The 26294-nt window shown below is 62.0% G+C and carries 29 protein-coding genes; 12 read left to right on the top strand and 17 right to left on the bottom strand.

Going from position 1 to position 26294, the window contains the following annotated elements; genetic code table 11:
* The first annotated feature begins 79 nt into the window (after window positions 1–79).
* The 6 genes from NO934_RS12965 to NO934_RS12990 all read left to right on the top strand — a co-directional run bounded on the left by NO934_RS12965 (window position 80) and on the right by NO934_RS12990 (window position 4570).
* Window positions 80–331 (top strand): accessory factor UbiK family protein, encoded by a 252-nt coding sequence (locus tag NO934_RS12965; RefSeq protein WP_309160385.1) that lies wholly within the window; start codon window positions 80–82, stop codon window positions 329–331.
* Between the two features lie 6 nt (window positions 332–337).
* Complete coding sequence (locus NO934_RS12970; protein ID WP_309160386.1) at window positions 338–1072, top strand: metallophosphoesterase family protein; 735 nt, start codon at window positions 338–340, stop codon at window positions 1070–1072.
* 491 nt (window positions 1073–1563) lie between these two features.
* Window positions 1564–2064 carry a YbjN domain-containing protein gene (locus NO934_RS12975; protein ID WP_309160387.1) on the top strand — a complete coding sequence of 167 codons (501 nt, stop codon included), beginning with the start codon at window positions 1564–1566 and terminating at the stop codon, window positions 2062–2064.
* Window positions 2061–2876 (top strand): pyrroline-5-carboxylate reductase, encoded by an 816-nt coding sequence (proC, locus tag NO934_RS12980; RefSeq protein WP_309160388.1) that lies wholly within the window; start codon window positions 2061–2063, stop codon window positions 2874–2876. The genes NO934_RS12975 and proC overlap by 4 nt, the downstream gene beginning before the upstream one ends.
* Window positions 2873–3214 carry a tRNA-binding protein gene (locus tag NO934_RS12985; RefSeq protein WP_309160389.1) on the top strand — a complete coding sequence of 114 codons (342 nt, stop codon included), beginning with the start codon at window positions 2873–2875 and terminating at the stop codon, window positions 3212–3214. The genes proC and NO934_RS12985 overlap by 4 nt, the downstream gene beginning before the upstream one ends.
* A gap of 147 nt (window positions 3215–3361) precedes the next feature.
* Complete coding sequence (locus NO934_RS12990) at window positions 3362–4570, top strand: AI-2E family transporter (RefSeq protein WP_375143256.1); 1209 nt, start codon at window positions 3362–3364, stop codon at window positions 4568–4570.
* On the opposite strand, the gene NO934_RS12995 is transcribed toward NO934_RS12990, so the two are convergent.
* Window positions 4526–5359 carry an undecaprenyl-diphosphate phosphatase gene (locus NO934_RS12995; RefSeq protein WP_309160390.1) on the bottom strand — a complete coding sequence of 278 codons (834 nt, stop codon included), beginning with the start codon at window positions 5357–5359 and terminating at the stop codon, window positions 4526–4528. The two genes, NO934_RS12990 and NO934_RS12995, sit on opposite strands and share 45 nt — an antisense overlap.
* Window positions 5360–5375: 16 nt before the next feature.
* On the bottom strand, window positions 5376–5825 hold the full coding sequence (locus tag NO934_RS13000) for a MarR family transcriptional regulator (protein WP_309160391.1): 450 nt from the start codon (window positions 5823–5825) through the stop codon (window positions 5376–5378).
* A 209-nt stretch (window positions 5826–6034) separates the two neighbouring features.
* Here NO934_RS13000 and NO934_RS13005 point away from each other — a divergent pair, with 209 nt between their 5' ends.
* Window positions 6035–6925, top strand: coding sequence for a branched-chain amino acid aminotransferase (locus NO934_RS13005; RefSeq protein ID WP_309160392.1), 891 nt, complete (start codon window positions 6035–6037; stop codon window positions 6923–6925).
* A gap of 95 nt (window positions 6926–7020) precedes the next feature.
* Here the strand turns inward: NO934_RS13005 and NO934_RS13010 are convergent, their stop codons facing one another.
* From NO934_RS13010 to NO934_RS13030, 5 genes are all read right to left on the bottom strand, one after another.
* Window positions 7021–7467, bottom strand: a complete 447-nt coding sequence (locus NO934_RS13010; protein ID WP_309160393.1) for a molybdenum cofactor biosynthesis protein MoaE — start codon at window positions 7465–7467, stop codon at window positions 7021–7023.
* Window position 7468: 1 nt separating this feature from the next.
* Entirely contained in the window at window positions 7469–7720 is a 252-nt protein-coding gene (gene moaD / locus NO934_RS13015) for a molybdopterin converting factor subunit 1 (protein ID WP_309160394.1), read from the bottom strand.
* Window positions 7717–8298: a CDP-diacylglycerol--glycerol-3-phosphate 3-phosphatidyltransferase gene (gene pgsA, locus NO934_RS13020; protein ID WP_309160395.1), complete on the bottom strand. Its 582-nt coding sequence runs from the start codon at window positions 8296–8298 to the stop codon at window positions 7717–7719. The genes moaD and pgsA overlap by 4 nt, the downstream gene beginning before the upstream one ends.
* 141 nt (window positions 8299–8439) lie before the next feature.
* A complete protein-coding gene (gene uvrC / locus NO934_RS13025; RefSeq protein WP_309160396.1) occupies window positions 8440–10350 on the bottom strand; it encodes an excinuclease ABC subunit UvrC in 1911 nt (636 codons plus the stop codon).
* Entirely contained in the window at window positions 10311–11105 is a 795-nt protein-coding gene (locus tag NO934_RS13030) for an SDR family oxidoreductase (RefSeq protein WP_309160397.1), read from the bottom strand. Before NO934_RS13030 ends, uvrC begins: the two co-directional genes overlap by 40 nt.
* 147 nt (window positions 11106–11252) lie before the next feature.
* Here NO934_RS13030 and NO934_RS13035 point away from each other — a divergent pair, with 147 nt between their 5' ends.
* The gene (locus NO934_RS13035) at window positions 11253–11549 is read left to right on the top strand and encodes a hypothetical protein (protein ID WP_309160398.1); all 297 of its coding nucleotides are present in this window, start codon (window positions 11253–11255) and stop codon (window positions 11547–11549) included.
* Window positions 11550–11630: 81 nt separating this feature from the next.
* Window positions 11631–12596: a DMT family transporter gene (locus NO934_RS13040; RefSeq protein WP_309160399.1), complete on the top strand. Its 966-nt coding sequence runs from the start codon at window positions 11631–11633 to the stop codon at window positions 12594–12596.
* Here the strand turns inward: NO934_RS13040 and NO934_RS13045 are convergent.
* The 7 genes from NO934_RS13045 to NO934_RS13075 form a co-directional block, all read right to left on the bottom strand.
* The gene (locus tag NO934_RS13045) at window positions 12550–12759 is read right to left on the bottom strand and encodes a hypothetical protein (RefSeq protein ID WP_309160400.1); all 210 of its coding nucleotides are present in this window, start codon (window positions 12757–12759) and stop codon (window positions 12550–12552) included. The two genes, NO934_RS13040 and NO934_RS13045, sit on opposite strands and share 47 nt — an antisense overlap.
* Window positions 12756–12971: a hypothetical protein gene (locus NO934_RS13050; RefSeq protein ID WP_309160401.1), complete on the bottom strand. Its 216-nt coding sequence runs from the start codon at window positions 12969–12971 to the stop codon at window positions 12756–12758. The genes NO934_RS13045 and NO934_RS13050 overlap by 4 nt, the downstream gene beginning before the upstream one ends.
* Window positions 12972–13076: 105 nt before the next feature.
* Window positions 13077–13550: an SH3 domain-containing protein gene (locus NO934_RS13055; RefSeq protein ID WP_309160402.1), complete on the bottom strand. Its 474-nt coding sequence runs from the start codon at window positions 13548–13550 to the stop codon at window positions 13077–13079.
* Window positions 13551–13700: 150 nt separating this feature from the next.
* Complete coding sequence (locus NO934_RS13060; protein ID WP_309160403.1) at window positions 13701–14204, bottom strand: pyridoxamine 5'-phosphate oxidase family protein; 504 nt, start codon at window positions 14202–14204, stop codon at window positions 13701–13703.
* Between the two features lie 505 nt (window positions 14205–14709).
* Window positions 14710–15279: a hypothetical protein gene (locus tag NO934_RS13065; protein WP_309160404.1), complete on the bottom strand. Its 570-nt coding sequence runs from the start codon at window positions 15277–15279 to the stop codon at window positions 14710–14712.
* Between the two features lie 282 nt (window positions 15280–15561).
* Window positions 15562–16011 carry a hypothetical protein gene (locus NO934_RS13070; protein ID WP_309160405.1) on the bottom strand — a complete coding sequence of 150 codons (450 nt, stop codon included), beginning with the start codon at window positions 16009–16011 and terminating at the stop codon, window positions 15562–15564.
* Window positions 15998–17194, bottom strand: coding sequence for an ImmA/IrrE family metallo-endopeptidase (locus NO934_RS13075; protein ID WP_309160406.1), 1197 nt, complete (start codon window positions 17192–17194; stop codon window positions 15998–16000). The genes NO934_RS13070 and NO934_RS13075 overlap by 14 nt, the downstream gene beginning before the upstream one ends.
* A 23-nt stretch (window positions 17195–17217) precedes the next feature.
* On the opposite strand from NO934_RS13075, the gene NO934_RS13080 reads away from it, so the two are divergent.
* Window positions 17218–17715 carry a hypothetical protein gene (locus tag NO934_RS13080; RefSeq protein ID WP_309160407.1) on the top strand — a complete coding sequence of 166 codons (498 nt, stop codon included), beginning with the start codon at window positions 17218–17220 and terminating at the stop codon, window positions 17713–17715.
* 19 nt (window positions 17716–17734) lie between these two features.
* On the opposite strand, the gene uvrB is transcribed toward NO934_RS13080, so the two are convergent.
* Both uvrB and NO934_RS13090 read right to left on the bottom strand, forming a co-directional pair.
* On the bottom strand, window positions 17735–20230 hold the full coding sequence (gene uvrB / locus NO934_RS13085) for an excinuclease ABC subunit UvrB (protein WP_309160408.1): 2496 nt from the start codon (window positions 20228–20230) through the stop codon (window positions 17735–17737).
* Between the two features lie 96 nt (window positions 20231–20326).
* Window positions 20327–21637 (bottom strand): MFS transporter, encoded by a 1311-nt coding sequence (locus NO934_RS13090; RefSeq protein WP_309160409.1) that lies wholly within the window; start codon window positions 21635–21637, stop codon window positions 20327–20329.
* A 621-nt stretch (window positions 21638–22258) separates the two neighbouring features.
* Here NO934_RS13090 and NO934_RS13095 point away from each other — a divergent pair.
* Entirely contained in the window at window positions 22259–24235 is a 1977-nt protein-coding gene (locus NO934_RS13095; protein WP_309160410.1) for a methyl-accepting chemotaxis protein, read from the top strand.
* Window positions 24236–24368: 133 nt separating this feature from the next.
* Entirely contained in the window at window positions 24369–25340 is a 972-nt protein-coding gene (locus NO934_RS13100) for an ABC transporter substrate-binding protein (RefSeq protein ID WP_309160411.1), read from the top strand.
* 489 nt (window positions 25341–25829) lie between these two features.
* On the opposite strand, the gene NO934_RS13105 is transcribed toward NO934_RS13100, so the two are convergent.
* On the bottom strand, window positions 25830–26219 hold the full coding sequence (locus NO934_RS13105) for a septal ring lytic transglycosylase RlpA family protein (protein WP_309160412.1): 390 nt from the start codon (window positions 26217–26219) through the stop codon (window positions 25830–25832).
* Window positions 26220–26294 lie beyond the last annotated feature (75 nt).

Genomic DNA, 26294 nt, shown 5'->3' on the forward strand with positions numbered 1-26294 from the left:
GGGCCGGCTCTGGTCAAGCGGCCCCTGACGCCCTACATAGTCGTGAACGGACCAATCCGAGCCAAGAGGATTTCGAGCGATGTCGCAGGGACAAAAGTTTTTCGACGATCTGGGACGGCTGATCAACGATGCCGCCTCGATGGCCGATGGCGCGCGCCGCGAGGCGGAAACCGCGTTCAGAGGGCAACTCGAGAGGGTCGTCAACGACCTCAACCTCGTCAAACGCGAGGATTATGACGCCCTGCGGGAGTTGGTGACCATTCAGGGCGAAGAGATCGAGGCGCTGCGGCGCGAACTCGACGCCTTCAAGCGCCGCAAGAAGACCGACTGATCCGGGATGCGGGTCGCTGTCATTTCCGACGTGCACGGCAATGCGCTGGCGCTCGAAGCGGTGCTGGCCGATATCGCGCGGCACGAGGTCGACAAGATCCTCAATCTCGGGGACCATTTCGCCGGCCCATTGGAGCCGGTCAAGGTGGCGGCGATGCTCTCGGAACTCGACATGGTGGCGATCCGGGGCAACACCGACCGCTATCTGCTCGATGCAGACCCCAAATATCTCGACGAGCACGACAAGGCGACGCTCAGGTCGCTGGCGGGCGATGCCATGGATTGGCTCGGGTCGTTGCCTGAAACCGAGGTGTTCGAGGATGCGATCTTTCTTTCGCATGGCTCGCCCAATTCCGATGAAACCTATTGGCTGGACCGCAAGGACAAAAAGACCGGGTTCCGGGCCGCGACGCACGAAGAGATCGAAGCGGAACTGTCAGCCGAGCGGCTGCCGGTCTATTGCTGCGGCCATACCCATGTGGCCCGCGTGGTGACGCTCGGAGACGGCACGATCGTCTTCAATCCCGGAAGCGTTGGTCGTCCGTCCTTTACGATGGGCGACCCTGAATCGGCCGGGCGGGTTTCGCCGGCCGCGGCTTATGCGATCGTCGAGACATCGGCCGGCAAATGGCACGTCAACTTGCGTCAGGTTGCCTATGACAACATGGCGGCGGCCGCCATCGCGCGGGCTCACGGGAGCGAGAAATGGGCGCGCGACCTGGAGCATGGGCGGCAGCGCTGACGGGGTGAAAGCGCCCGCGCCGCAGTTTCACGCAAGCTCAGCGCGCCCCTCGTCCGTCTCGTTTCGCGAGCCATCTTCTCCCACCAGGGGAGAAGGGTAGAGGGGGTGAACGCGAACACGGAACTTCTGACTTCTCGCATAAGCATGCATCAGGGGTCCCTTCTCCCCTGGTGGGAGAAGGGTAGAAAGAGGCGATCGGCGTGCCGAACGCGTCCGTTCTCCCGGCCTTGAAATTCGCCACTCAGAGGCCTGTGGATTGGGGCTTTCGTTAAGACCCCGTTAACCACGTTGCTCCGATCATCCACAGGAGAATTCCGGTTTTGCGCCCGCGTTTCTGGGTGTGTCCGGCGACCCCGGTGTAGAGTCAAATCAACGACGATTCGTACATCCTGGGTTCCGGTCTGGCCGGTTCGGTTGTGCCGCGTAGTGCGTCCGACATCCTGTCTGGCGCAGCATCTTCGAACAAACGCAACGAGCGTGCGGAGCCAGCCATGTCTCTCCTTGAATTGGAACTGGATCGGACCATCCACCCGGTGGATATCATCGAGCATATCGCCGCGATCAACGACTGGTCGTTCGAGCGGCAGGATGCCGATGAGATTTCCATCTCCGTCAAGGGCGGGTGGAGCGACTACCACGTCTCGTTCAACTGGATGGAGGAAATGGAATCCCTGCATCTGGCATGCGCGTTCGACCTCAAGGTGCCCGAAGCGCGGCGGGGGGAGATCAAGCAGTTGATCTCGCTCATCAACGAGCAGCTCTGGATCGGCCATTTCGACATCTGGAACAAGGAAGGCGTGGTGCTGTTCCGCAACTCGCACCTGCTTTCGGGCGGGGCCGAGGTGTCTCCGCAGCAATGCGAAGCGCTGCTGCGTTCGGCGACCGAGAGCTGCGATCTTTACTATCAAGCCTTCCAGTTCGTGGTTTGGGCCGGAAAATCGGCGGCGGACGCGCTGGCCGAGGTGATGTTCGAAACCGTGGGTGAGGCATGACTCTCGCCGATGCGGGGGCCGTGCTGCTGGTTGGCGCGGGCAAGATGGGGATGGCCATGGCGGCCGGCTGGGTGCGCGCGGGGCTTCCGGGCGCATCGCTGACGCTCGTCGATCCGCAGCCGCATGAGAGCGTTGCCGCCTTTGCCGCCGAACACGGGGCGCGGCTGCTCGAGACGGTTCCCGGTGAAACGCCGCGCGTTGTGGTGCTTGCGGTCAAGCCGCAGATGATGGCTACGGTCCTCGAAACGGTGCGGCCGGCGGTGGGCGCCGATACGCTGGTGCTTTCGGTTGCCGCCGGGATTTCATCAGGCAGACTGGCGAAGGGGCTGGGTACGGACCGGGTGGTGCGCACCATGCCCAATACGCCGGCCCAGATCGGCAAGGGGATTTCCGGGGCGTTTTCCGGCGACGCCGTGACGGACGCGGACCGGAGTCTAACCGGTGCTTTGCTTGCGGCGGCAGGCGAGGTGGTCTGGGTCGAGGACGAGGCGTTGATCGATGCGGTGACGGCGGTTTCGGGGTCGGGACCGGCCTATGTCTTCCATCTCGTCGAGGCCATGGCCGGAGCCGGAGAGGCGCAGGGGCTTCCGTCCGAGACGGCGATGGCGCTGGCGCGGCAGACGGTGATCGGGGCCGCGGCGCTGATGGAGGCGGATGAAAGTTCGGCCGAACAATTGCGCAAGAACGTCACTTCGCCCAACGGCACCACGCAGGCGGCACTCGATGTGCTGATGGGACCGGACGGACTGGCGGCGCTGATGGCGCGCGCGGTGGACGCGGCGCGCAAGAGAAGCGAAGAACTGGGACGATGAGCGAAACGATTTCCTTTGACGATTTCCTTAAGGTCGATATCCGCACGGGGACGGTCATAGAGGCGCGGCCCTTTCCGGAGGCGCGCAAGCCGGCGATCATCCTGATCATCGATTTCGGGTCTGAAATCGGGATCAAGAAATCCTCGGCGCAGATTACCGTTCACTATTCGCCCGACGAACTTGTGGGGCGGCAGGTGATGGCGGTCGTCAATTTCCCGCCGCGCCAGATCGGGCCGTTGCGCTCGGAAGTGCTGACCCTTGGGTTTGAGGACGAGGCTGGTGCCATCGTTCTGGCGGCGATCGACAAGCCCGTGCCCAACGGTCGCAAACTTATGTGAATGGGGCAAAGAAGGTTTTCCTGTTGCCCAAGGGGTGCTTATCCTGTTCCGGACCGTCGCCTTTGACGCTCGCGAATACGCAAAAGTGGTTTCCACTTTGCCCGCAAGCGCTCTATAGGTGACCGAAACGAAAACCGGACGGTGCATGTGACCAAGCTGGACGTTTCTACCCCTGAGCGCGAGCCTCGGCTGCTCGGTTCCAATCGCTCGGCGCTCGTGCCGCCCCTGTCGCTGGCACGATGGCTGGTTATTCTGATCCTTCTCGCCTGCGTCTATTTCTTCCACGGCTTTCTGGCGCCGGTGCTTGCCGCGCTGATTATCGGGTTCGCGAGTTGGCCGATCTATCGCCGCGTGCTGGGCGGAGTGGGCGGCAACCGCACGCTGGCCGCCTCGATCATGATCGCGGTGATCGTGCTGTTCATCCTCGTACCGATCCTGATGGCGCTTTCCTACGCCACCAACGAGGCGCGTCAGCTCATAAGCTGGATCATGGCGACCAACGCCAATGGCGCTGCCGCTCCGAACTGGTTCGCCACCCTGCCGCTGGTGGGCGAATGGGCAACCGAGCAGTGGGATCTCTATGTCGGGGCGCCCGGCGCGCTGGGCCAATATGTGACGGTGATCGGCGGGGCCAATGTCTACAACATCTACCAGACGATCCTCGCCACCGGCGGCACGATCTTCGACCTGGCGCTGAACCTGTTGTTCATGCTGATCGCGCTGTTGTTCGTCTATCGCGACGGCGCGAGCCTTTCGGCCCAGCTCGACAAGTTCGGCGAACGCATCCTGCCGGTGCGCTGGCAGCGGCTTTCCCGCGTGGTGCCGGCGACGATCTCCTCGACGGTCACCGGCATGACGATCATCGCCATCGGCGAGGGGATCGTTTTGGGCATCGCCTATTGGCTGGCCGGCGCGCCATCTCCGGTATTGCTGGGGGTGATTACCGGCGTTGCGGCCATGATCCCCGGCGGGGCGCCGCTCTCGTTCACCCTGGTGTCGATCTATCTGGTGGCCAGCGGTTCGATCGTCGAGGGGCTGGCGCTGTTCGTCTGGGGCTCGGTGGAGCTGTTCATCGTCGACAAGACGCTGCGCCCCAAGCTGGTGGGCGGGCCGATCAAGCTGCCGTTCCTGCCGACGTTTTTCGGGCTTATCGGCGGGGTCAAGACAATGGGGTTTGTCGGCCTGTTCGTCGGCCCCGTGCTGATGGCGCTGCTGGTTTCGATGTGGCGCGAATGGGTGCGTGACCTCGAACAGTCCGCAGCGGACGGCGAGGGCGGCGGCATTGCCGTTCCTGCCGCCCCGCAGCCGGTATCAGGCCAGCCCAGCCGCGAGCAGGCCCAGAAGGAGCACGCCTAGCACGATCCGGTAGATCACGAAGGGCGTGTAGGACTGGCGCTGCAGCCACTGCATGAGCAGGGCGATGCTGGCCAGTGCGGCAAAGAAGGCAAGCACCCCGCCGAAAATGGCATCGCCTGTGACCTCGGCATTTCCGGCCTTGTAGAGATCGTAGCCAGCCAGAACCCCGGCGCCCAGGATCGTGGGGATCGAGAGCAGCATGGCGAGCCGCGCGGAAAGCGGGCGGTCCAGCCCGACATAGCGGCCGGCCGTCATGCAGATGCCCGAGCGCGAGACGCCGGGGATGATCGAGATGCACTGGGCGAGCCCCACGATCATCGCGTTGCGCAGGGAAAGCGTCTCGAGATCGCCGGACCGTTCGGGGCGTCGGTCGGCGAACCAGAGCAGAACGCCGAAAATCAGCGTCGTCCAGGCGATGATGGGCAGGTTGCGGCCGGATTCGGTGATGAGGTCCTTGGCGAGGAAGGCGACGACCACGATGGGAAGCGAGGCGGCGATGACGACGGCCAGGGTGCGAAAGCGCGGGCCGGCCTTGCCGGTGACGCCGTCGATCAGCCCCATCGCCAGCATGAGCACGTCGCGCCAGAAATAGACGATCACCGCGCCGAGCGAGCCCACATGCAGGGCGATATCGAGCGCCAGCTCCTCGGCGGGAGTCATTGTCGAGGTGGCGATGCCCAGCAAATCCATCAGCCAGCGGCCCAGGATCAAATGGGCCGAGGAACTGATGGGCAGGAACTCGGTGATGCCCTGCACGAGGGCAAGGAAAGCCGTGCTGAAGAAATCCACTTGGGGAAAGTCCTGATTATTGGTCGACGAGGCGCAGAGTGCGCAGGAGTTGCTGGTCGCCGCGTTCGGTCATTTCGGCAAAGAAATGCCGTACGCAATCGCGGGTGTGCTCGGGGAGCGCCGAAAAGGCGGCCTCGATGCGGCGGGCCTGTGTGGCGCTTAGCACTTCGAAGAAATCGCGGCCCTTTTCGGTGGGGAACAGCAGGCGCTGGCGACGGTCGGTCTCCCCGTGACGCTGGGCGACATAGCCGCTGTCGATCAACTGGCGCAGGACGCGAGCCAGGCTCTGCTTGGTGATGCGCAGGATGTCGAGCAGGTCGGCAACCGTCATGCCGGGCCGCAGATTGACGAAATAGATCACCCGGTGATGGGCCCGCCCAAAGCCCTGCATCTCGAGCAGCGCATCGGCGTCGCGCACGAAATCACGATAGGCGAAGAAGAACAGCCCCATGATATCGATCGGCATTTCAGGGAAATCGTAGATCGCGGAATTTATGTCAGCCTTATTGACATTTATCGGTTGCGCTGGCATCGTCCTTCCAACATCTTTGCCGTTTAACGACTTATCACAGAGCCGCTATGGTTTGCCAAGTGGCGAGAGATTGGCGCATTATAAGGCAAAGTGCATCGAGATGATGTGCCACTTGAGACGAAGCGAATAATCGGGAGATTAAAATGGCCACCGTGCCAATGGATCAGCGAGAGGGATGGATCTGGTACAATGGGGAGATGGTCCCCTGGAAGGATGCCAAGCTCCACGTCCTCACCCACGGGCTGCACTATGCCAGCAGCGTATTCGAGGGGCAGCGCGCCTATGGCGGAGAGGTGTTCAAGCTGCGCGAGCACACCGAGCGGCTGATCTTTTCGGCCAAGACGCTCGATTTCACCATTCCCTATTCCGCCGACGAACTGGACGAGGCTTGCCGGCAGGTTCTCGAAAAGAACAATCTCGTCGATGCCTATATGCGCCCTGTCGCCTGGCGCGGATCGGAAACCATTTCCGTTCCGGCGCGCGACAACAAGGTGCATGTGGCGATCGCGGCCTGGGTGTGGCCGAGCTATTTCTCGACCGAAGAACGGCTCAAGGGCATTCGCCTGAACTGGGCGCCCTGGAAGCGTCCTTCGCCCGAAACCATTCCGTGCAAGGCCAAGGCGGCGGGTCTTTACATGATCTGCACGCTCTCCAAGCACGCGGCGATGGATGCCGGCTATGCGGACGCGCTGATGCTCGACTATCGCGGCTACGTGGCCGAGGCGACGGGCGCCAACGTGTTCTTCGTCAAGGGCAAGGAAATCACCACGCCCACGCCTGATTGCTTCCTCGACGGCATCACGCGCCGCACGGTGATCGCGTTGGCCAAGGCCAACGGCTATACGGTCACCGAGCGGCACATCAAGCCCGAAGAGCTGAGCCAGTTCGACGAGTGCTTCCTCACCGGCACGGCTGCGGAAGTGACGCCGGTGGCCGAGGTGGGCGAATATAAGTTCACGCCGGCAGAGGCCTGCCGCACGCTGGTCGAGGCCTATATGAGCGAAGTTCAGCCCAAGAAGGCTGCGGCGGAATAAAAAGCCGCATTATGGGCGAGTTTGGAAGGCCGGGGATAAGTCCCCGGCCTTTTTTGTCGTGGTCGATGGCAATGCGGTGCCGAGGCTGCGTCCACTCACTCCCAACGCGCGGCCGCCGTGTCGTCGCTTTCCTTGGCGTCGACCCAGCGGACGCCTGTTGTGCTTTCTTCTTTTTTCCAGAACGGAGCGTTGGTCTTCAATGTATCCATGATGAAGTTTGCGCCGTCGAACGCCGCCTGGCGGTGGGGGGCGAGGGTCATGACCTGGACGATCGGCTCGCCAGGGTAGAGCGTGCCAAAGCGGTGGGTGATGTCGGCGGCTAGAAGATCGAACCGGGTGATGGCTCGGTCGCGCAGGGTTTCGAGCTGGCGCTGGGCGAGGGCGGGGTAGTGTTCGAGGGTCATCGAGACGATGGGATCGTCAGGAGTGGAGCGCACGAGGCCGGTGAAGGTGACTGCGGCGCCGACACCATCGGCGGTCTTGAGGAAGGCGTTGGTGAGGGCGCCGGGATCGAATGGTTCGGACTGGAGGGTGACCGCCATTTCAGCCTCCGGTCATCGGGGGGAAGAGGGCGATGGTGCGCGCGCCGGCGAGCGGGGTGTCGTGATCGACAAGTTCGTCGTCGATGGCGGCGCGGATGAGCTTGCGGTTGGCCGTGGCCAAGGCAAAGCCTTCGTCTCGTTCGGCGAGCCAATCGATGAGGTCGGCAATGGTCGCGACATTGGAAGGCGGGGTCACATCGTCATCGTCGCGCCCGAGGCGTTCGCGCAGCCATGCGAAATACATCACCCTCATGGCAAGTCGTCCTCATTGGCGCGGAAATGCGTGGAGACGCCCTGCCAATATTGCCAGCCAGTGATGGCCGTGAGGATGGCGGCGAGCCAGAGGAGAATGTCGCTCAACTCTCGCATGCCGGGGATCAGCGGTTCGGCAATGACCACGGCGAGAGCGATCAGTTGCACCGTCGTCTTGTATTTGGCGAGCTTGGAAACCGGAACGACGATTTTTTCGGTGCCCATGAATTCGCGCATGCCCGAGACGAAGATTTCGCGCAAGAGGATTATCGTGGCGGGGACGAGGTCCCAGGCGCCGAAGCTGCCATCGAAGCAGAAAACGAGCAGCAAGGCGCCGACTAGGAGCTTGTCGGCGATGGGATCGAGCATGCGTCCGATAGCGGAGACCGTGCCGTATTTGCGGGCCAGCGCGCCATCGTAATAATCGGTGATGGCGGCGGCGATATAGAGCAGCAGGGCAAGCCAGCGCAGGACCGCATTGTCGGCCAGCAGAAACAGCATGATCACCGGAATGGCGGCGATGCGCGCATAGGTGAGATAGTTGGGCAGCTTGGCCATATCGAAGCGGGTTTCGGTCATGCGGCTCTTTCGGTTCTTGTTGAAGCGGGCCTAGCCCACTCGTCGGCGTTGCCGACGGTACCCCTCATCCGACCCGGCTTCGCCGGGCCACCTTCTCCCTCAAGGGGAGAAGGGGGAAACGCTGAAGTATAAGGTTCCTACTCATCTCTGGTTGAAGTGATCGTAGATCAATTGCGCCATGGCGGTCGAGATGCCGGGGAGATTGGCGAGGTCGGCGACCGAGGCACGCGAGACGGCCTTGGCGGAGCCGAAATGGTTGAGCAGCGCGCGCTTGCGGGTGGGGCCAATGCCTTCGATCTCGTCGAGCGGATTCTTCACCATCTCCTTCTTGCGCCGCGCGCGGTGGGTGCCGATGGCAAAGCGGTGGGCTTCGTCGCGCAAGCGCTGGACATAGTAGAGCACCGGATCGCGCGCCGGCAGCATGAAAGGCTCACGCCCTTCCATGAAGAAAGTCTCGCGCCCGGCATTGCGTTCCTCGCCCTTGGCGATGCCGATGACGGTGACATCGCGTGGCAGGTTCATTTCGGCCAGCACCGCCTTGACGGCATTGGTCTGGCCGGCGCCGCCATCGATCAGGAGCACATCGGGCCAATCGGGCATGCCGGTGGTATCGTCCTCGGCCTCGGGGTCGCTTTCGGCGGCGAGGCGCGTAAAGCGGCGGGTCAGAACCTCGCGCATCATGCCGAAATCGTCGCCGGGGGTGAGGTCTCTATTTTTGATATTGAACGTGCGGTAATGCTTTTTCGACAGCCCTTCGACCCCTGCCACGACCATGGCGCCCACGGCGTTAGTGCCCTGGATATGGGAGTTGTCATAGACCTCGATGCGGCGCGGCGTCTCGTCAAGGCCAAAGGTATCGGCCATGGCTTCGAGCAGCTTGCGCTGGCTGGCGGAGTCCGAGAGATGCCGGCCCAAAGCCTCGCGGGCATTCGTCAGTGCATGCTCGACAAGCGCGCGCTTTTCGCCGCGGCGCGGCGCCTCGATCTTCACGGCGCGCTCGGCACGGGTCGAGAGCGCCTCGCGCAGCACGTCGGCTTCCGCCAACTCCTCGGAGAGGAGGACGAGCCTGGGCGGGGTTCGGTTTTCGTAAAACTGAGCGACGAAGGCTTCGAGCACTTCGGCATTGCCGATCGCCTCGTCGGCGCGCGGATAGAAGGCGTAATTGCCCCAGTTCTGGTGCGCACGATAGAAGAACACCTGCACGCAGAAATTGCCCGCCTCGTTGTGGATGGCAAAGACATCGGCCTCGGCGACGCTCTGGGCGTTCATGCCGCCGGTACCCTGGACGAGGGCGAGGGCGCTGAGGCGATCGCGCAGCATGGCTGCGCGCTCGAAATCGAGCGCTTCGGCGGCCTGGTTCATCTCGGCTTGCAGATGGTCCTGAACCGCCTTGGTTTTGCCCGAGAGGAAATCGCGGGCTTCATCGACCAGCGCATTGTAGTCGGGGATGGAGATGACGCCGGTGCAAGGTGCAGCGCAGCGCTTGATCTGGTGCTGCAGGCACGGGCGGGTGCGCCCGGCATAGAAGCTGTCCGAGCAATTGCGCAGGAGGAAGGCTTTTTGCAGCGCGGTGATGGTGCGGCTGACGGCGACCGCGGAAGCGAAGGGGCCGAAATAATGACCTTTGCGGCGGCGGGTGCCGCGATGCTTGGTGAGCTCGGGCGCCTCATGATCGGTGGTGATCAGGATGTAGGGAAACGTCTTGTCGTCGCGCAGCAGCACGTTGAAGCGCGGGCGCAGGCGCTTGATCATGTTGGCTTCGAGCAGAAGCGCAGCGGCTTCTGTCTCGGTACGCACGAACTCCATCGAGCGCGTCGAAGAGATCATCTTGTTGATGCGGACCGAGTTGCCTTCGTAGCGGGTGTAGTTGGTGACCCGGGCCTTGAGGTTGCGCGCCTTGCCCACATAGATGACGTCGCCCTTTTCATCGAGCATGCGATAGACGCCCGCGCCGGTGGGCAGGGTCTTGACGAAGCGCTTGATGATTTCGGGGCCGGTGAGGTCGGTGTCGGTCATTGCTGTCGCGGGGTGGGAGCGTTGTGGTCGCTCCATTCGAGGTGTTCGCCGCCGTCGAGCGCCAGCATCTGACCGGTCATCGAGGGGAGGTTCAGAATAGCGATCACGCCCTCGGCGATCTCGTCGGGATCGGCGCCGGTTTGCAGCGGCAAGCGCTGGCGCGAGGCTTTGAACTCGGCCTCGGATTGGCGCGAATTGGCGAGGGTGGGGCCGGGACCGAGGGCGTTCACACGGATGCGCGGCGCCAAGGACTGGGCGAGAGTACGGGTGGCCGTCCAGAGCAGGGATTTCGAGAGCGTATAGGAGAAGTAATCGGGCGAAAGCGAAAGGACGCGCTCGTCGATGATGTTGACGATGTTGCCCTGCACGCCTTCTCCGAGCTGAGCGGCGAAATCGCGGGCGAGGAAAACCGGGGCTTCGGCGTGGACCGCCATGTGCAGGTCCCAGAGGTCTTCGTGCAACGTATCGGCACTGTCGGGCTCGAAGACCGAGGCGTTGTTGACGAGCAGGCTGAGCGGGCCGAAAAACTCGGCTGCGGCGGAGATCAGGCCCATGCGGTCCTCGCGCCGGGCAAGATCGGCGCGGACGATTGCTGCGCGTCCGCCATCGGCACCGATTGCATCTGCCAGGCGCTCGGCCTTTTCGCCGGAGGAACGGTAGTGGATGACGACGGCATAGCCCTCCGCGGCCAGGCGCGTGGCAATGGCGGCGCCGATCCGGTCGGCGGCTCCGGTAATCAGCGCGGCGGACATGTGGTCGTTTCCGTTCCGATAACGGTCATCGGTGTTCATCATTCTCCGAGATAGGCAGAACCGGCCGGCAACGCAATGGCTCCGCCTATCGACCAAATTCCGTGTGCTTACAGCGAATCAAAGATTGGAGTAGGCTCACTGTGTGGGGAGGTGCAATCTAGCACCTTGATTGCGAGAGGGGATATCATGGAAGCAATCGTCTCTATCATCATCCAACTGGTGGCAGGAGCCATCGGCGGTAACGGAATTGGTGCAGCGGCCAAGAATATGAGCCTGGGCACCACGGGCAACACCATCGCGGGTGCAATCGGCGGTGTGGCGGGAACCTGGTTGGCTACGCTCATCCCGGGACTGGCTGAAATGCTCTCCGGTGCGGGCGGGCTTGAAGCCGGCGCGTTGGTAGGTCAGGGCGTTTCAGGTCTCGTCGGTGGCGGTATTCTGACGGCCATCGCCGGAGCCGTGAAAAAGGCCACGGCAAGCTAAGGTTCGTAACGAACTTTTTGTGCTGGCCCGGACGGTTGCGTCTGGGCCACTTGTTTTTCGCTTTACTTCGGTGCAGGCCGCATGTCGTCCCAGCCCTCCTCGAGCCAAGCCGGGCCGACGACCAGTGTTGCCAAGGGCGTAGCCTTCCTTCTGGCGGCCACGCTGATCTTCGGCGTGCAGGATGTCGCGTCCAAAATTCTGGTGGCGACGTATTCGCCGTTCCAGGTGGTGATGATCCGCTATTGGGCGTTCTTTGCGCTGGCCGTGTGGCTGGTGATGCGCAATTCGAATCTCAAGCGGGCCTTCGTGTCGCGTGCGGTGGGCTGGCAGATCGCCCGGGGGGTGCTGCTGGTCGTCGATATCTGGTTTTTCGCAGAAGCGCTGAAGACGGTGCCGCTGGGGGATATCGGGGCGATCAATATGGTCTATCCGCTGCTGGTGACGGTGTTTGCCATTCCGCTGCTCGGGGAGCGGGTGGGGGTGTTCCGGATGAGTGCAGTGGTGGCGGGATTTATGGGCGCGATGCTGATCATCCGGCCGGGGTTCATCACCGTCGAGATCGGGGTGGTCTATGCGCTGCTCAGTTCGGCGTTCTATGCGCTGTACCTGGTTCTGACGCGGAAGGTGAGCCAGCTCGATACGACGACGACGTCGCTGTTCTACGTCGCGGTGGTGGGGCTGGTGCTGACGAGTGCGGTGGGGGTGTTTTTCTGGCGGCCGATGGCGGTGGAGGATTGGTGGCTGATGGCGGTGTTGTGCCTGACGATGTGCGGGGGGCACGGGCTGGTGATGGTGTCGCTGCGCTATGCGCCGGCGAGCGTGCTGCAGCCGTTCAACTATTTCTCGCTGCCTTGGGCAATCACGCTGGGGTTTTTGGTGTTCGGGACGATGATCGACGGGTTTGCGCTGGCGGGGGCGCTGGTGATCGTGGCGGCGGGGCTGGTGGTGATGTGGCGCGAGCGCCAGCTTGCGGTCAAGCGCCCGCTGATGCGGGGGAGCGCTACCGCCGCACCAGGCCAATCCCCCAGATCAGAAGGCCGGCGGTAAAGCAGACGGCGCCGGGCGGGGCGACCGAGACACTCAACAGCGCGGGGATCAGCGCGGGCGTCGATGGCAGGAAGATCGCCATGAATGCCGCAGGCAGCAGGCCGATCGCCAGGAGCAGGGCTCCGAGCTGGAGGAAGGCCAGGCCCCAGCGTTGCAGGCTCATTTGAGGCCCAGGACGGCACCGCCCAGGTAAACGAGCACGCCGGCAGAGATGAGGGCGAGAGGGGCGAGGGCGAGGATCGAGAGGATCCAGCCGGACCCGGCGGGCAGGTGCATGCCGGAAGAGGACATGCCCGAAGCAATGGCGCGTTCGAGGGCCACCGAGCCGATGCCGGCGAGCATGAGACCGGAAGAAAGCTTGACGTAGGATTTCATATGCAGGCCCTCGGACAAGATTGAGTGGCTAGCATATTGTGTCGAGGTGGTGGCAAGACAATGCGGCCGGAGCGAAAAAAACGCTCCGGCCGTACCGGTTTTTGCTTAACTGTCGCCGATGCAGAAATAGCCGTTGGGACCGTTGAAGCACACTTCGCTGTTGCCCGGGGGACGGGGACGCCAATCATCGTCGTCCCAATGGGGCGGGCGCGGGTGACCCCAATGCGGAGGCCGCGGGTAGTTGCCCCAATGCGGCGGACGGGGCGGGTTCGCCCAATGCGGGGGCTGCGGGCGCGGCGGGTTCGGACGCCAGCCGCCAGCCTCGGCGAGATAGCGCTGAGAGGTCCAGCCATTGCCGTTCCAGCCCAGATCGAGGAAACACCAGCCGGAACGGCAGTATTCCACATCGACCACTTCACCGCGCTGGAGCACTTCGACCACGCGGAAATTGGTGCCGGGGCCGGAGCGGACATTGACGGAGGTCGTCGCGACGGCTTCCCAGGCGAATGCGCCGGCAGACATCGCCGCGACCATCAAGGCGGCGACGCCGCCTTTTATTGCAGTTTTTCCAAGAGCCATTTCGACTTCTCCCATCGAGTTAGCTGGCAGGTTTTCGCCTGCCTTGGCCCCTATAAAAGCGCATTCAACCTGAACCTTAACTGAATGTAACGTTTAAGTTTCCCGAGGCCGGATCGTTTCCATAACGGTCGATCGCCAGCATTATTCCCCTCACATCCGCGTCTTGCCGGATTCGCCCATGTCGGGGCCCTTGCCTGTGGCGGCGGCGAAGGCGAGTTTGGCCATGGCGACGGGGCCGTTGGGGCCGTCCCAGAGTTCGCCGCGCGAGGGCTTTACGGTCAAAAGGCGGATGGAGGGATCGTTCTCGTCTTCCCACCAGGCCTTGGCGAAATCGTTCCAGATGTCCTTGATCTTGGCGCGGTCGTTGGTGACGGTGGCCTCGCCGGCGATCACCACGTAATTGTTGGCGCCCTTGTCCACGAAGGCGCAGGAGACTTCGGGGAACTGCGCGATTTCATCGTTCTTGTGGCCGGATTGATCGACGAGGAAATAGACGGCGTGCGCGTCACGATCGAGGGTGGCCGAGAGGGGGCGCGAATGCTGCTCGGAGCCCGACCAGGTGGTGAACATGCAGATGCGGATATCGCCGGCGAGCTTCCAGATCTTGTCCTCGGTCTCGGCGGGGGAGAGGCGGTCGGCGTGTTCCGTGGTCATATGTCGTCTCCGGGGTTTGGGGTTCGGGAGGGAAACGGTTGGCAGGGCAGAGCGGTTGCGTGTGGGACCACCTCCAGCGCCGTGCCCCTCACCCGCCTGCCGGCCACCCTCTCCCCGGCGGGGCGAGGGTTAAGTGTGCGGCGCGGCTGGAGACACAAGGCGCGCTGAAGCATCCGATGGCCGGGGGCCTCGGAGGGTGGAGGAGATGGGCGGAGTGCGGCGAGACATGCCTCATCCGTATTTGGTAGTGTGCGAGACAGGTCTCGCCGCACTCGTCCGGGATTTTGGGCCTGGTCGTCCTCTCATGCTGGGGCCAATCCCCGCTGGCTTTCGCCAGTACACCCTCGGCCTTACCGTGGGCTGGCGCTGGGAACGTTTCTGCCTTCCCCGCAGCGACCTGCGAGGAACCCGGACCGGTCATGCCCGAAGCTCGTATGCATCCGCGCCCATCGTGCGCATGACCGTAGCGGCGACTATGACCCAGGTTTGGAGCGCGGGGATAAGTTCAGTCGTCAAAATCGGGGGGATAGCGGTGGCCGTGCGTGGCGAGGCGAGGTGCGACCTCGGGAATTTCGACGCCGTTCCGGCGCGCCTTCTCCAGCACGGCCCGGTAAAAGAAGGTGTGGGTGATGTTGTAGGCCTCTTCGGGGTCCTCGCCCTTCCGGATGGCCTCCATGCGGGCATCCACCCCCAGCTCGACGCCGATCATCACCACTTCGGCGACCCGCAGGAAGGTCTTGCGCATGTCCTCAAAACTCAATTCGGCCTCCGTGGGCTGCCTGTCGTGCCCGGTGGCCGCGCCGTAGCTGGTCAGGATGGCGCGCAACTGGCCGAGCGTGGTCAGCAGGTCGGCCAGGGTGGCGGCTTTGGGGTCGGGCAGTTTCGGCAGCGGCCCGGCCTTGCCCCCCTTGAGAAAGCGCGCCGCCTCAGCGCGGATTTCGCGCACGAGTTTGAAGGTGGCGGGCGGCGGCGGAGCGGCCTTGGCGGCGCGGGATTGGATGGCGATGTCGTCGTGGAGAGCGATCACGCGGGTGTAGAGGGCTTGGAAGGCGGTGCGGTGGGTGGTGGATGGCACGGAGTTCTCCTGCTATTGCTCTCTCGGTCCAAGGAATGAACGGCGGTCGACGGCGTGGCTGGAGCAGAAGATACCTGCATTTGGGAAGGCGCGGATAAGTTGGTGCCTCAGCCTTTTGCAGTGAGCAAGTCAATCACACGCCATTGAAGCTTGCGAAGGAACACTAATTTTTGACATTGCGTCACGCTGCCCCTTTTTAGCGGTCAGCGCTGCCAAGTCGCTGCTGGCTGGTCAATCTGCGACGCTGATCGGACCATTCGAGAACGAGCGAGAAACAGCAGTCTAGTACCCGGTTATTTGTGCGAAATCGACACAAGTAACGCCGAAAATTCTGCACAGAGAAGACATTGAAATTTCCGTAGGTCGAATATCTACGGTTATAATCGCAGCCTTTTCAATTTTCGAAACAGCAATTAGTAAGATCTTGTTCCTTATGGAGGAGGCCGACACATCGAGGCCATTGTCTATGCAAACCTCGATCATCTCCGCCGCTACGAGTTGCAATTTTTTATCGATGGAATGAGTCGAAATTCCATCAAGATCGTTGCTGCTCCAAGATCCTTCTTGGAAATCGTTCATCTCCTTGCGTACACGAGTGATAGTTTTGCAGCCGCGTGCAATGATCGCTTGGACCTTGGCAACACTGGCGTTTGTTCGATTTGTGATAAGAGCGCTAACAAACGTCTCTAAATCTAGGACGAAGCAGCTTTCGGCAAAATCAGCTAGGTCCATACCGTTGGACCTCGGCGAGTTGACGTCTAAGCGAAGCTATCGTCTTTTCATAATATTTAGCAGGTAAACCCAAAGAACTCTGAACATCAAAGACGGACACAATGTTTTGCTGCCGCGCAATTTCAATAGTTTCGAGTGTTCTGGATCCTAAGCGCGATACCTGTCTTCCCCCGGAACCTTGCCTCCTAATCGCTTCAACATCGAGATCGTCATCACTCTGGCTCTCTAGTTGGTCAATCTCATGTTCATATTGGGCTAGTTCTTGAGTTCCGTAACTATTAGGTAAATCTTTTACATTTACTAGCTTTAGCCACTTGTTTACGATTCCGCTAAAAGATCCGCCTAACTCTTGCAATCGCATCGCCAAGAAAAACTTGCTAAACGGCAGTCGAGAATGGAGATAACTAAGCAGTTCTGGAATTTCCTGCTTTTCGGCGTTCGCAGGGAGATATTCGGTAAGTGTCGACAGACTGATCAAAAACTCGGCCGCCAACCGATTCGTCTGGCGTTCAACTGAACTGCGATGTCCCACTGGGTCTATGATTCCCGGGTGCCCCTGCAATAAATGGGCGACTTCGTGTGCTAGTGTAAAGATTCGAGATCGTACATTGAAGTGTCGGCGATTAATAAAAACAAAGTTTCTATGATCATCCTTGAAGCAGAAGCCTCGGAACGAAGTATCGACAACGTCATCAACAAACACAAAAAGACCGGAATCTTCAGCGTTAGTTCTAAGCTTTTTAAAAAGAGAAATTGGATCTAGATAAAATAGGTCGGAAGCGCTATCGCAGTTAAATAGAACCCTCATGCGCTCTATTGGAGTCTGATCCTCACGCAGATCAGGAAATCGTCCTTTGATATTTACGTGACGCTCTATTAAGGATATGAACTCAGAATTGCTATATGACTGATAAACGGCGGAGAGGCTGTACTTGGTGTGCACAACTTTGGCGTTTCCCGTAGAGCGAAAATCTAGGGGTAGCCGTTTCAGTTTACTGGATCGCGTGGAGAATAGCAGATACTCAGGGATGCCAAGAACCTGTGCGGCCACTTTCAGCTGGCTAGCCGAAAGTCTCTCAACATCGAAGTCGTCGTTGAGTACATCTACGGGTAGTTTCGTTATGACAAGGAAGTCAGACGGGCTTAGACCCCGACTCGCAAGATGCTGACTAATTGGATTCATTGTCCCCCCTTAGAGCAGACTGCATGAATATAGGCGATTTTTCAAGTCTTTATGGAGCTAGCATTAGCGTCATACTCGTATCCGGTGCCATTCAGGAGCTGTCGCGAACACGCCTGACAGCTCTCGACCGGGAGTTTGAAAGCTGTAGACAATTGCGGTTTGCGCTGAACTTGTCACAGGTGGAGAGTGACTATATAGACTCGATCTTGCCCGACCTGGAGATGGACTACGACCGGGAATTACCAAAACTGCTAAGTCATTTAGATGGGCTACGTGTAGCGAGCTGGCTCGGGGTAGGCATTCCCGTGATCTGCATGTTCTACGGTGCGGTGGGTAGTTATGACGTGGGCTTATTCTTCATCTTGATGAGTTTAGCAGTGTGCTTCGGATGGGGAGCCATCATGTATCATTTCTCAAGGCGTTCAATCGACCGTCTGGTTCTTCCGCTACTTAAGGAATTGAAAGAGCTTAAGCGTTGGATGGTTACGCCTAATAATCGAGAGGGCGAGAATGCCAGATAGTCTCTTCGACGAGTGTGGTCTACCCCCCCGGCCCCTCCAGCGCGTCCATCTCCATATCCCGCAGCTTCTTGATCTCGTCCCTTAAACGCGCCGCCTGTTCGAATTCCAAATTCGTCGCGGCCTCGCGCATTTGCTGTTCGAGGTCCTTGATCACCGCCGCGAGGTTGGCGCCTACCGGCACCGTATCCTTGCCGTCCTTGCCCGGGCGGATCTTTACTGACACGTGGTCGCGTTCGTAGACGGAATCCACGATGTCGTTGATGCGGGCCTTGACCGATTGCGGGGTGATGCCGTTGGCCTCGTTGTAGGCGAGTTGCTTTTCGCGGCGGCGGTTGGTTTCGGCGAGGGCGCGTTCCATCGAACCGGTGATGGTGTCGGCGTAGAGGATCACCTTGCCGTCGACGTTGCGGGCGGCGCGGCCGATGGTCTGGATCAGTGAGGTTTCCGAGCGCAGGAAACCTTCCTTGTCGGCATCGAGGATGGCGACGAGGCCGCATTCGGGGATGTCCAGGCCCTCGCGCAACAGGTTGATGCCGACCAGGACGTCGAAATTGCCCAGGCGCAGGTCGCGGATGATCTCGATGCGCTCGATGGTGTCGATGTCCGAATGCATGTAGCGCACGCGGATGCCCTGTTCGTGCAGATATTCGGTCAAGTCCTCGGCCATCTTCTTGGTGAGGACGGTGACCAGGGTGCGGTAGCCCCTGGCGGTGGTCTGGCGAATTTCGTCGACAACGTCGTCCACCTGGTTGGTGGCGGGGCGCACTTCGACCTCGGGATCGATGAGGCCGGTGGGGCGGATGACCTGTTCGGCGAAGACGCCGCCGGTCTGGTCCATTTCCCAGGCGCCGGGGGTGGCCGAGACGTAGACCGTCTGCGGGCGCATGGCGTTCCATTCCTCGAAGCGCAGGGGGCGGTTGTCCATGCAGGAGGGCAGGCGGAAGCCGTATTCGGCCAGCGTCGCCTTGCGGCGCAGGTCGCCGCGATACATGGCGCCGAGCTGGCCGATGGTAACGTGGGATTCATCGACGAACACCAGGGCGTTGTCGGGGAGGTATTCGAAGAGCGTCGGGGGCGGCTCGCCGGGCTTGCGGCCCGAGAAGTAGCGCGAATAGTTCTCGATGCCGGCGCACGAGCCTGTGGCTTCCATCATCTCGAGATCGAACAGGGTGCGCTGTTCGAGGCGCTGGGCCTCGAGGAAGCGGCCCATGCCGTTGAGTTCCTGCAGGCGGGCCTGGAGCTCGCGCTTGATCTCCTTGATGGCCGCGTTCATCGTGGTGCGGGTGGTGACGTGGTGGGAATTGGCGAAGACGCGGACGGCGTTGAGCTCGACCGATTTCTTGCCGGTCAGGGGGTCGAACTCGACGATGTGCTCGATCTCGTCGCCGAACATGGTGATGCGCCAGGCGGTGTCGTCATAGTGGGCGGGGAATACCTCGATGGTGTCGCCGCGCACGCGGAACGTGCCGCGCACGAAGCCCATGTCGCCGCGCTTGTATTGCAGGGCGACGAGCTCGTTCAGCAGCTCGCGCTGATTGATGCGCTGGCCCTTTTCGAGCCAGATGGTCATGGTGGTGTAGTCTTCCACCGAGCCGATGCCGTAGATGCAGGACACCGAGGCGACGATGATCACGTCGTCGCGCTCGAGGATCGCGCGGGTGGCCGAGTGGCGCATCCGGTCGATCTGCTCGTTGATGGTGGATTCCTTTTCGATATAGGTGTCGGTGCGCGGGACGTAGGCCTCGGGCTGGTAGTAGTCGTAGTAGGAGACGAAGTATTCGACCGCGTTGTCGGGGAAGAAGTTCTTGAACTCGCCATAGAGCTGGGCGGCCAGTGTCTTGTTGGGGGCCAGGATCAGCGCGGGGCGGCCGGTGCGGGCGATCACCTGGGCGGCGGTGAAGGTCTTGCCCGAGCCGGTGACGCCGAGCAGGACCTGGTCGGTCTCGCCATTGGTGATGCCCTCGACAAGCTCGGCGATGGCGGTGGGCTGATCGCCGGCGGGGGTGTAGTCGGTCGCGAGGCGGAAGGGGATGCCGCCCTTGTCCTTCAGGGGACGCGCGGGGCGGTGGGGCTTCCAGGCGTTGGTGCCTTCGACCTCCTTGCGGCCCTCGGCGATGATCTTTTCCAGCGCGGCGACGGTGGCCGAGACACCCGAAGCGGTGGATTGCACCGTGGCGGGGGAGTGGAAGCCGGCCTGGGGCGCTTCGGCGAAGCCATCGAGATTGGTCGGGCGCTCGACGGAATTGGCCTTGGATTTGGGGGCCTTGAGGCTCATGCCGGTGGCTTCGGAGCGACCTTTTTTGTCCTCGCGCCGGACGGGCTGGCCTTTGGCGGCTTTCTTCTCGGCGGCGGCAGCGTCCTCGCGGTCGAGACGGCGCTTGTTGCGCATGCGCTCGGCATAGAGGGGCTTCGAGGCGGCGGCGTCCTCGGCCTTTTCGATTTCCTTGATGAAATCGTCGATGGAAAAGTCAGCTTTTCCGGGCCGGCCGGCGGGGGTCTTCTTTTCGGAGGTCATGGGAAAGCCATATCGTTCCGGAGTCGGTCAAGTTCAATAGCATCTCGGGAACACAATGGGAACGGGGGCTGCTGACAGGGGGAGTCAGGAGGATGGTCAGCTCAGCACGGCCTGGCGCGTTTCGGTGTCGATGAACCATGCGGTTGCGGCGCCCAGGATCAGGAAAAGGGCGAACAGGGCGATGGCGGCCGAAAAGCTCTGGGTGACAACCAGGGCCATCAGCGACGGGGCCAGGAGACCGCCGAGGCGGGCCATGGCGCTGGCGGCGCCCATGCCGGTGGCGCGGCGTTCGGTGGGATAGAGCTCGGGGGTGAAGGCATAGAGCGCGCCCCAGGTTCCCAGAAGGGCGAAACTCATCAAAAGGATGGAGGTCCCGATCAGCCAGGCCTCGGCGGCGATCACGAACAACGAGCAGCCAAGGGCGCTGAGCAGAAGAAAGGCGATGAGGGTCGGCTTGCGGCCCCAGGCTTCGACGCCATAGGCGGCGAGCGCATAGCCGGGAAGCTGGGCGAGGGCGACGATGACGAGAAAGCCATAGCCGCGCACGAAACCGAAGCCTTCACCAGCCAGCCGGGCGGGCATCCAGGTGAAGACGCCGTAATAGGAAATCGAAACGAAGAACCAGACCAGCAGCACCGCGACAGTGCGCCGGCGCAGGGCAGGGGCAAAGATGCTGCCGGCCCTGGGCGTCGCGGGAAGGCGCAGAGTGGCTTGCGGCGGAAGCTCGGGCCTGCCGTTGGTGCGCAGAACCTTGTTCAGGACTGATTTCGCCTGATCGGCACGGCCGGTCCTTATGAGAAACATTGGGGATTCGGGCACCCACCAACGCAGGAAAATGCCGATCAGCGCCGGAAGCGCGGTAAAGGCGAAAAGCCAGCGCCAGGCGTCGGCGGCGCCATTGAGGCTGATGACCCACGCCGCAAGCGCGATGGCGACGGTGCCGACGGCCCAGAAGCCTTCAAGGATCACCAGCCAGCGGCCGCGGTTTTTGGCGGGGAGGAATTCGGCCATCATAGCGTAATCGACCGGCAGCGTTCCGCCGACGGCGGCCCCGGTGAGAAAGCGCAGGACCAGAAGGACGCCGAAGGACGGGGAGAAGGCCGAGAGCAGGCCGAAAACCGCATCGCAGGCGACGGTGACGAGTAGCACGCGGCGCCGGCCGAAACGGTCGGCAAGTCGGCCGAACACGGTGGCGCCGATCAGCATGCCGAGAAAGAACACGGTGCCGGTTTGCAGGGCCTCGGGGACCGACAGGCCGAAGGTCTGCGCAATGGATGCCACCGTGAAACCTACCGCCAGCACCTGCATGGCGTCGGCCGCCCACACGAAGCCGAAGATGCCGAGCAGGCGGCGTTGATAGGCGCCCGCGCCGGCGGTGACCAATGTCGCTTCGATCGTGGTGTTCATGACAGGCCGTCCCCCTTTTCCATGATGGCTTTTATGGGAGAGGGCGTGGAGGGGCAAGGCAAAGGAAAGCCCCGCCGGGGAGGGTCGGCGGGGCTTTGTCGGCTTTGGAAATGTCTTGCCGATCAGGCAAATGCGCCGGTGAAGGCCATGACCGTCACCATCATGGTGACCATGACGGCGCCCGCGGCGGTGCCGATGCTCATCTGAATAAGTGTGCGGACCATTTCAGTCTCCAGTGCTTGTCGCCTGTATTCGAGCGCTTGGCTCGAAGTCTTTGTTTTTTGACGCCCTCAAATTGGAGCGTCCTTGCTGTTGGTAACGGCCGCAGACCGGAAATGGTTTCAGCCGATGACGTATTCGTGTGAGGCAAGAAAACAATTGTGCCGCTGAACGGGGCCTGAATGGGCGGTTCAGCCAGAAGCGGCAGTGAAATTATTTTAATCATTGCTCACCTACAGTCCGGCCTTGCCTGGCGCCGAAGGGATGGCGGCGCGCGGGCTGGCGGAGATTTTTCGGAGGACAGATCAGCGTCCCTTCCCCGAAGTTCGAAAGCCAAACAGGAAGTCATCGGGACGGCAGAACGCCGTCCGGCGCCTGCAACAACGAAAAGGCTTGAACAGAATGTTTGAAAAACTAAGCGTTGCCTTCAGGGTCTATGGCGCCTTCGGGGCGTTGCTCGTTCTTCTTGCCCTTTCCGGGCTGGCGGCGATCTATGGCGTGAACCACGTCTCGGGGCTTTTCGAATCCTACAGGCTTGCCGCCCGGCAGACGCTCGAGATCAGTCAATATACGCGCGATCTGGCCGAGGCGCAGCGGTTGAGCCTGGCCTACCGGCTCAATCCCAGCGAAGGGGCGGCACAGGAGCTTCTGGCGACGATCGACGACGTCGCCACCAATGATGCCGAGGGATTGGCGCTGTTTGCCGGGGACGAGGCGGCGCTGGAGGGGATCGGTGCTGTCGAAGCGCTGGCGGTCGAGTTCAAGGCGGCGGCCGAGGCGCTGATCGCAGCGCAGCAGAGCAGCAATTTCGCGGGGCAGATCGCGGCGGCGCAGCAACTGGATGCGCTGGCGCCGGAGATGGCGACGATTTTCGATACGCTGGCGGAGCGGGCCGCGGAGCGCCAGAACACACTTGGGCCGAAAGCGACCCAGGATGCGGCCACCAGCATGATGGTGATCGGGGCTTTGAGCGGGCTGGCGGTGCTGGCCGGTGCGGCGGTGGCGTTCCTGATGGGCCGGTGGCTGTCCGGGGCGATCGCGGGGATGACCGCGCTCATGCGGCGGTTGGCCGAGGGCGATTTCAGCCTCGATATTTCGGGGGCGGATCGCGAGCACGAGCTGGGGCAGATGGCCAAGGCGCTGCAGGTGTTCCGGGCCAATGGACAGGCGATGGAAGCGGCGGAGGCCGAGCGGGCCATCAATGCGCGGACGGCGGCGGCGCGGGCGGCGATGATGGAGCGCTTCCAGGCCGCGTTCGACGAAGTGATCGCGGCGTGCGTGGCCGGGGATTTCACCAAGCGCATCACCGAGACCTTCGGGGACGAGGATATCGACCGGGTCGCGGCCAATTTCAATGCGATGCTCGATACGGTCAATGCCGGGCTCGGGGAAGCGGGGCAGGTGCTTTCGGCGCTGGCGCGCACCGATCTGACCCAGCGCATGCAAGGGCAATATCGCGGCGCCTTCGCGGCGCTGCGCGACGATACCAATGCGGTGGCCGAAAAGCTCTCCGAGATCGTGGGCAAGCTCAGGACCACCTCGCGCGCGCTCAAGACGGCGACGGGCGAGATCCTGGCGGGCGCCAACGATCTGTCCGAACGCACGACGCGGCAGGCGGCGGCGATCGAGGAGACCTCGGCGGCGATCGAGCAATTGACCTCGACGGTGAGCGGTAATGCGCAGAAGGCCGAGATCGCCTTTGACAAGAGCCAGTCGGCGGCCAATCTGGCCAATGAAGGCGGCGTGGTGATGGAAAAGGCGACGAGCGCCATGGAGCGCATCACCACCTCTTCGGCCAAGATCTCCAACATCATCGGGATGATCGACGACATCGCGTTCCAGACCAACCTCCTGGCCCTCAACGCTTCGGTCGAAGCGGCGCGGGCCGGGGAGGCGGGCAAGGGCTTTGCCGTGGTGGCCATCGAAGTGCGACGGCTGGCCCAAAGCGCGGCGCAGGCTTCATCGGAGGTCAAGGTCCTGATCGAACAGAGCACGACCGAGGTGGGTGGCGGCTCGAAACTGGTGGCGGAAGCCGCGGCAAAGCTGGGGAACATCCTTGCGGCCGTCAGGGAAAACAGCGTCTTGATGCAGGGGATTTCCGAAGCCAATCGCGAGCAGACCACGGCGATCGGGGAAGTGCGGACCGCCATCCAGCAGATGGATGAAATGACCCAGCACAATGCAGCGCTGGTGGAGGAAACCAACGCGGCGATCGAGCAGACCGAAGCGCAGGCGGGGGAACTCGACGGGATCGTCGAGATCTTCACCATCGGTGGAGAGACGACAGCCATGGCCGAGCCTGCCAAGCCGCAACGGACGGCGCGGACCTATCTCTCGCAGGGCAATGCGGCGCTCAAGGACGACTGGTCCGAGTTCTAATCGGGGATCAGCGGATTGTCGGAAGGCCCGTGCGAGAGCGCGGGCCTTTTCTTTGGCCTCTTGCGCGCCGAGCGTCGAATAAATTATGACTTTGGCATTCATGTTTGTGTTGCCGGCAAGAGGAGTTTTGGCAATGTCTATCCGTGCCCATGCCATGCTGGTCCTGGCGATGGCGGTGACCGCAGCCGGACCGGTGCTGGCGCAGGATTTTCCCGTTACCATCGCGCATGCCTATGGGGAGACGACCATCACCGAGAAACCCGAGCGGGTGGCGACATGGTCCTGGGGCAATACCGACGCGGTGCTGGCGCTGGGGGTAAAGCCGGTGGCGATGCCATTCATCTCTTACGGGGGCGGGGACAATGGCATCCATCCCTGGGCGGAAGAGGTGCTCGAGGAGATGGGCGGGGAGTTGCCCGCCATCCTGGCGGAAAACGACGAGCCGCCCTATGAACAGATCCTGGCCGCTGGCCCGGACGTGATCATCGCGGCCCATTCAGGGATCACCGAGGAGCAATATGAACGGCTGAGCGCCATTGCGCCGACCGTCGCGTTTCCCGAAGTGGCCTGGAGCACGCCCTGGCAGGAGGTGACACAGATGACCGGGGCGGCGCTCGGGCTGGCCGAGGAAGCCGAAGCGCTGATTGCCGAAACCGAGCAGTTCGTGGCCGATGCGGTGGCGGCCCAGCCGGGGCTGGCGGGCACCACCTTCATCGCCCTCAACGATTTCGATGGTTCGCTGGCGATCTATGCGGAACTGGATTCACGAGTGAAATTTCTCACCGATCTCGGGCTGGTCTATGCGCCCAGCCTTGAGGCGCTGGAGCCGGACGACGGGAGCTTCTATTTTTCGGTGAGCTATGAGAATGCCGACGCGCTGGTCTCGGACATCCTGGTCTCCTACTATGAGAACGAGGCCGATTCCGATGCCTTCTTTTCGGCGCCCTATATAGCGCGCCTGCCCCAGACCCAGGCCGGAGCCTATGCGTCGATCGTGGGGATAGAAGAGGTGGCGGCGGTGTCCCCGCCCTCGGCGCTCTCGCTGCGTTGGGGCATCGAGGATTATGTCGCCCGGTTGGCGGCGGCCGCCGACAATGCGCAGTGACCGGATAGAGGGGCCGTACGGCCCCTTTTTTCGTCAAGCGGCCAAGGCGCCGGTGACGAACAGGACCATGGTGAAAAGCCCGCACAGGACGGCGCCGGTGGCGGCGGCAACGGTCATGGAGACAAACTTCTGCGTCGTCAGCTTGTAAGACATGGCACATCCCTCATTCGAGCGGATTTTCGCAGGCCGCTCCAATTATAGCTCTATAGTGCCCCCAAACCGGCGTGTGCGCCTGTCGCCAAACATTGCGCACAACGCCGGCGGCATTGCTGCCGCTTGCCGGCGAAAAACGCTTCAGGAACCGCGCCCTCGACCGACTGGAACCGAGTATGCGCGGTTAACCGGGGGTTGTGGGGGAAACTCAAATTAACAGTAAATTTTCGGTTTCAGCGGCGGCGGTCCTGTGGAAAGCGGCTATCGCCGCGCACGAAAAAGGCGCTCCAGGCCGGGCCGGGAGCGCCTTTTTGAGCCGTGTGCAGAAACCCTGGTTTAGCCGATAACCTCGACGGTGACCCGGGCGGTGCCCGAATTGATCATGCCGATTTCGCTGGCGGCCTGGCGCGAAAGGTCGATGATGCGGCCGCCGGTGAAGGGACCACGATCATTGATGCGAACCACGACGCTTTCGCCGTTGTTCTGATTGGTGACCACGACTTCCGTTCCGAAGGGGAGGTAGCGGTGGGCCGCTGTCAGCGCGTTCTGGTTGTAGGTTTCCCCATTGGCGGTTCTTCTGCCGTGGAACTTGCCGCCGTACCAAGAGGCGGTGCCCGTCAGGGTTTGCACGACAGCGACCGTGTCTTGTGCGTGAAGGGCGGTGGTGAGGGGGAAAGTTCCAAGTAGGAGTGCTGTGCACAGCACTGCAGGCTTGATGATTTTCATACGGTCCTGACCCGTTTTTGTTTGGCGACAAATTCGGGTTCTACACGAAGATGTGACCAGAAATGGGACCGAATC

This window comes from Pelagibacterium sp. H642 (assembly GCF_031202855.1).
In the GTDB taxonomy this organism is placed as follows: domain Bacteria; phylum Pseudomonadota; class Alphaproteobacteria; order Rhizobiales; family Devosiaceae; genus Pelagibacterium.

Coding starts and splice junctions, on each gene's coding strand:
- NO934_RS13040 (WP_309160399.1), top strand. CDS start 11,631: ATGTCGTCCCAGCCCTCCTCGAGCCAAGCCGGGCCGACGACCAGTGTT.
- NO934_RS13030 (WP_309160397.1), bottom strand. CDS start 11,105: ATGAACACCGATGACCGTTATCGGAACGGAAACGACCACATGTCCGCC.
- NO934_RS13095 (WP_309160410.1), top strand. CDS start 22,259: ATGTTTGAAAAACTAAGCGTTGCCTTCAGGGTCTATGGCGCCTTCGGG.
- NO934_RS13080 (WP_309160407.1), top strand. CDS start 17,218: ATGAATATAGGCGATTTTTCAAGTCTTTATGGAGCTAGCATTAGCGTC.
- NO934_RS13045 (WP_309160400.1), bottom strand. CDS start 12,759: ATGAGCCTGCAACGCTGGGGCCTGGCCTTCCTCCAGCTCGGAGCCCTG.
- NO934_RS13070 (WP_309160405.1), bottom strand. CDS start 16,011: ATGGACCTAGCTGATTTTGCCGAAAGCTGCTTCGTCCTAGATTTAGAG.
- NO934_RS13055 (WP_309160402.1), bottom strand. CDS start 13,550: ATGGCTCTTGGAAAAACTGCAATAAAAGGCGGCGTCGCCGCCTTGATG.
- NO934_RS13050 (WP_309160401.1), bottom strand. CDS start 12,971: ATGAAATCCTACGTCAAGCTTTCTTCCGGTCTCATGCTCGCCGGCATC.
- NO934_RS13100 (WP_309160411.1), top strand. CDS start 24,369: ATGTCTATCCGTGCCCATGCCATGCTGGTCCTGGCGATGGCGGTGACC.
- NO934_RS13075 (WP_309160406.1), bottom strand. CDS start 17,194: ATGAATCCAATTAGTCAGCATCTTGCGAGTCGGGGTCTAAGCCCGTCT.
- NO934_RS13000 (WP_309160391.1), bottom strand. CDS start 5,825: ATGCCGATCGATATCATGGGGCTGTTCTTCTTCGCCTATCGTGATTTC.
- NO934_RS12985 (WP_309160389.1), top strand. CDS start 2,873: ATGAGCGAAACGATTTCCTTTGACGATTTCCTTAAGGTCGATATCCGC.
- NO934_RS13005 (WP_309160392.1), top strand. CDS start 6,035: ATGGCCACCGTGCCAATGGATCAGCGAGAGGGATGGATCTGGTACAAT.
- NO934_RS13035 (WP_309160398.1), top strand. CDS start 11,253: ATGGAAGCAATCGTCTCTATCATCATCCAACTGGTGGCAGGAGCCATC.
- pgsA (WP_309160395.1), bottom strand. CDS start 8,298: ATGACCGAAACCCGCTTCGATATGGCCAAGCTGCCCAACTATCTCACC.
- proC (WP_309160388.1), top strand. CDS start 2,061: ATGACTCTCGCCGATGCGGGGGCCGTGCTGCTGGTTGGCGCGGGCAAG.
- NO934_RS12970 (WP_309160386.1), top strand. CDS start 338: ATGCGGGTCGCTGTCATTTCCGACGTGCACGGCAATGCGCTGGCGCTC.
- NO934_RS12975 (WP_309160387.1), top strand. CDS start 1,564: ATGTCTCTCCTTGAATTGGAACTGGATCGGACCATCCACCCGGTGGAT.
- uvrC (WP_309160396.1), bottom strand. CDS start 10,350: ATGGAGCGACCACAACGCTCCCACCCCGCGACAGCAATGACCGACACC.
- NO934_RS13105 (WP_309160412.1), bottom strand. CDS start 26,219: ATGAAAATCATCAAGCCTGCAGTGCTGTGCACAGCACTCCTACTTGGA.
- moaD (WP_309160394.1), bottom strand. CDS start 7,720: ATGAGGGTGATGTATTTCGCATGGCTGCGCGAACGCCTCGGGCGCGAC.
- NO934_RS13010 (WP_309160393.1), bottom strand. CDS start 7,467: ATGGCGGTCACCCTCCAGTCCGAACCATTCGATCCCGGCGCCCTCACC.
- NO934_RS13060 (WP_309160403.1), bottom strand. CDS start 14,204: ATGACCACGGAACACGCCGACCGCCTCTCCCCCGCCGAGACCGAGGAC.
- NO934_RS12965 (WP_309160385.1), top strand. CDS start 80: ATGTCGCAGGGACAAAAGTTTTTCGACGATCTGGGACGGCTGATCAAC.
- NO934_RS13090 (WP_309160409.1), bottom strand. CDS start 21,637: ATGAACACCACGATCGAAGCGACATTGGTCACCGCCGGCGCGGGCGCC.
- uvrB (WP_309160408.1), bottom strand. CDS start 20,230: ATGACCTCCGAAAAGAAGACCCCCGCCGGCCGGCCCGGAAAAGCTGAC.